The organism is Methylophaga sp. UBA5088, assembly GCF_002414625.1.
In the GTDB taxonomy this organism is placed as follows: domain Bacteria; phylum Pseudomonadota; class Gammaproteobacteria; order Nitrosococcales; family Methylophagaceae; genus Methylophaga; species Methylophaga marina.
On sequence record NZ_DIAC01000131.1, the window covers coordinates 28,141 to 32,349 of the forward strand.

The following is a 4,209-nucleotide window of genomic DNA, read 5'->3' on the forward strand; positions in this document are numbered from 1 at the left end:
TGGCAGACACAGTGAAGCCAATGCTTAATCTCCCACATTTGCAACGAAATATAAACGGAAGCTGTTATGCAAAGACAAGGTTTTAGTAGAACGGCGGTAATCCTGCATTGGTTGCTGGCTGTTTCAATTTTCTTTTTATTTATCTCAAGCTGGTGGATGATGGGCTTACCTTTGCCATCACCGGAATTACAATTCCGGGCATTTCCATTTCAGTTACATAAAAACATTGGTATCACATTAGTGATCATTATTCTGATGTTGCTGTATGTCCGTCTCAGGCACCGACCTACACCACCAGACTCAACGGATATGGCACCCTGGATGCACTGGTCTGCCATTGCTGCACATGTGGCAATATATGGTTTAGTGCTTGCGGTCTGTTTGACCGGCTATCTGTCATCCGCTCATACCCGTTGGGACACCGTGTTCTGGTGGTCGATTGAGTTCCCTCGCATTGCTGCACCTGATGAGGAAATGAACGAGTTCTGGGGTGAGCTGCATATGTGGACGGCATGGGCACTGCTGGGCATTATTGCCGTGCATGTCAGTGGCGCGATTTATCATGCCTTCCGTAATGATGGCATTGTGCGAAGAATGATGCGTTGGTAGTACCAACACAATGTTCATCTGAAAAATGGGTCCTTTGGGGCCCATTTTTTTGTCCTTAAATTAAGTTCGACAACTTTCTCTTTGAATGACATTTGAATTAAAGTAGTTAAATAGAGTGAATTCAGACGGCACTTACTGAGATTCACGGATAGACAGTTAATGATGTGAGGCACTGTGAAGATGAGTTCATCAAAAAGTAGCGTTACAGCATGGCATACCTTGAGTGTCGACTCTTCATTTGAAGCATTAACGACTTCAGCAGCAGGACTGGATTCGCAGGAAGCCAGTGAGAGACTCCGTCAGTACGGAAAAAACAGTCTGCCAACAGCAAAAAAACGCAGTGCTGTTATCCGGTTTCTCAGTCATTTTCATAATATTCTTATTTATGTGTTGCTGGGATCTGCTGTTGTTACTGCCGCTCTTGCCCATTGGATTGATACAGGTGTCATCCTGGCCGTTGTTATGGCTAATGCCATTATTGGCTTTATTCAGGAGGGTAAAGCAGAATCAGCTATGGGGGCGATCCAACAAATGCTGGCACCGGTTGCCCATGTTATTCGTGGTGCTGAACGAGTCAGTATTGAGGGTGAAGAGCTGGTTCCGGGTGATATTGTCTTGATTGAAGCAGGCGATAAAGTCCCTGCGGACTTACGCTTATTTGATGCCCATGGCTTATCTATACAAGAGTCAATTCTGACGGGGGAATCTGTAGCGGTAGAAAAACTGACCCGTTCAGTTGATGAGCAAGCAGCGCTCGGTGACCGAAGCTGTATGGCTTTTTCTGGAACATTGGTGGCGTCTGGACAGGGGAAAGGCATTGTTGTTGCTACTGGTGGAAATACTGAGATTGGTCGTATCAGTAGTTTGCTTTCAGAGGTGGAAACGTTAACGACGCCACTCATCAGGCAGATGAATGTGTTTGCTAAATGGTTAACGCTGATTATTCTGGTACTCGCCTCACTACTGCTGGTTTTTGGTTATCTCTTTACTCAGCATGATCTTGCTGTGATGTTTATGTCCGTGGTGGGGTTGTCTGTAGCAGCTATCCCGGAAGGTCTCCCTGCGGTACTGACAATTACTCTGGCAATTGGCGTTCAAGCTATGGCCAAACGCCAGGCCATAGTTCGTCGCTTGCCCGCGATTGAAACATTAGGTTCGGTGTCTGTGATTTGTTCTGATAAAACCGGCACATTGACTCGCAATGAAATGATGGTGGCCTCGGTTGTCACTTATCAGCACGCGTTTACCTTAGAGGGCGAGGGCTATAATCCTGAAGGCGATTTGAAGTTAAATGATCGCTGTATTTCACCAACAGAGCATAGTGCATTAGAAGAAATGGCTCGTGCAGCCGCGCTTTGTAATGATGCTTCGTTGGTAGAAAAGTCGGGTGTCTGGCATAGCGAAGGTGATCCTATGGAAGGCGCCTTACTGTCCTTTGCTGGCAAAATGAATCTCGATGTCAGGCAGGAACAATCCGTATGGAAAAGGAGTGATGCGATCCCGTTTGATGCCCGTCACCGGTTTATGGCAACACTAAGTCATGATCATCAACATCATGCCTGTATTTTTGTTAAAGGTGCGCCGGAGCGCCTATTAGAAATGTGTGGCAGTCAGCGCAGCACTGATGGCAAAGTTGAGCCATTAGATATGGCATATTGGCAGCAACAAATGCTGACTATTGCAGCAAAAGGCCAACGTTTGTTGGCGTTTGCCGTTAAACCCGTTAACACTGACTACACTGTTTTGGAGCAGGATGATCTCAACGAGTCTCTGATAATGTTAGGACTGGTCGGCATGATTGATCCTCCCCGATCGGAAGCCATAAGTGCTGTGGCTGAATGTCACCAGGCGGGTATCCGTGTGAAAATGATTACGGGCGATCATGCCGAAACTGCTGCTGCAATAGGTAAACAAATTGGCCTGAAAAATCCGAATAAAGTGCTGACAGGATTAGATATTGATGGCATGGATGATTTGCAGTTAAAAGCCAATGTTATTGATTGCGATATTTTTGCCCGTACCAGTCCTGAACATAAATTAAGGCTTGTTACAGCGATACAGGCACATGATCTGACTGTTGCCATGACCGGTGACGGTGTGAATGATGCCCCTGCACTTAAACGTGCTGATGCCGGTATTGCCATGGGACTTAAAGGTTCTGAAGCAGCAAAAGAAGCGGCTGAACTGGTACTGGCCGATGATAACTTTGCCACGATTGTGTCAGCTGTCCGCGAAGGGCGAACGGTCTATGACAACTTGAAAAAGATCATCAGCTGGACTTTACCCACTAATGCTGGTGAAGCCATGACGATCATTGTCGCTTTGCTGTTTGGTATGACTTTGCCTATTACACCGGTTCAGATTCTCTGGGTGAATCTGATAACAGCAGTGACTTTAGGTATTGCTCTGGCTTTTGAACCGACAGAAGAAAATACCATGCGCCGGCCTCCACGATCGCGAAATGAATCGTTATTAAGTGCTGAGTTGTTGTGGCATATTGTTTTGGTGTCTTTGCTTTTCTTGGGTGGTGTCTACGGTATTTACGACTATGCTATCAGTCAGGGATATTCGCTTGAACTTGCCCGAACACTAGCCGTCAATACGCTGGTTGTAATGGAAATTTTCCACTTATTTTTTATTCGGAATATTCACGGTACATCGATCACCTGGAAAGCTATCTGTGGCACAAAAGTCATTTGGCGGGTGGTTTTTGTGATTAGTTGTGCCCAGTTTGTCATTACCTATCATCCGTGGCTTCAGACTATTTTTGGTACTGAAAGTATTTCTTTTTGGGATGGTGTTCTGGTGATAGCTATTGGTGTGATGTTATTTATTACGATTGAAATGGAAAAGCAACTGCGTCTTTTTGTGCGGCGTACCAGAGTATAAGTGATTAAGTATGCTAGTTAATTAAAGAGGAAGTTCAAGAGAAATCAATGTGTGGAGCAAGGAATAAAAAGAAAACCGTTCTTCGAGATGAGCGCGACAGGCGAGGACTTCGGTTTCTGAGTGCTGAACTTCAGCATAATGGCGATCTGGTTTTTGAAGGACAAGATCTAGGGCCTGTTGTTGAAGAGTTTTTTGGCTCCTCAGAGTATGAATGGCGGTGGACGATAAAAGCTGAGCATACGACGATCTTACAAAAATCACTGGGTAAGCGGGGAGATATCATCAACTTGCTTGAAACGCGTTTCAGTGATGAAAAATCAGCCGATGTGTTGTCGTTTCTGGAAGAGCACAATATCCCTTTTGAATCCTGGCATCGATATGGCGATTAGCCTTTATTCATAAATCTAATCACATGATTTAGTCATTGTGATGTTTTAGGGCTCACATAAAGAGGTTGAGCGAATAAATAAACTATCACTTCTTAGTGATTGCGCCCATACTGACTATCTATGTACCGACATTGATTGGCGTTGATGTTTCTACCTAGAACATGTCCTCAAATTTGCTAATAAGCAGTTGAGGTTAATGCATTCAATTAACAGGTGAATATCATGAGTAAAGGTCAAGATAGTAAAAAGAATCAGAAAAAAGCACCGCTATTAACGGCGAAAGAAAAGAAAGCAGCAAAAAAGGCCAAACAAGAAGATAAGA

Annotated in this window: 3 protein-coding genes; all 3 read left to right on the forward strand. The window is 44.7% G+C overall.

The features are described from left to right. The first annotated feature begins 66 nt into the window (after window positions 1-66). The 3 genes from B4K20_RS16260 to B4K20_RS16270 all read left to right on the forward strand — a co-directional run bounded on the left by B4K20_RS16260 (window position 67) and on the right by B4K20_RS16270 (window position 3,887). Complete coding sequence (locus B4K20_RS16260; protein ID WP_286304119.1) at window positions 67-609, forward strand: cytochrome b; 543 nt, start codon at window positions 67-69, stop codon at window positions 607-609. Between the two features lie 180 nt (window positions 610-789). Then, a complete protein-coding gene (locus tag B4K20_RS16265; RefSeq protein WP_289283717.1) occupies window positions 790-3,498 on the forward strand; it encodes a cation-transporting P-type ATPase in 2,709 nt (902 codons plus the stop codon). A 47-nt stretch (window positions 3,499-3,545) separates the two neighbouring features. Continuing rightward, on the forward strand, window positions 3,546-3,887 hold the full coding sequence (locus B4K20_RS16270) for a hypothetical protein (protein ID WP_289283718.1): 342 nt from the start codon (window positions 3,546-3,548) through the stop codon (window positions 3,885-3,887). Window positions 3,888-4,209: the final 322 nt, after the last annotated feature.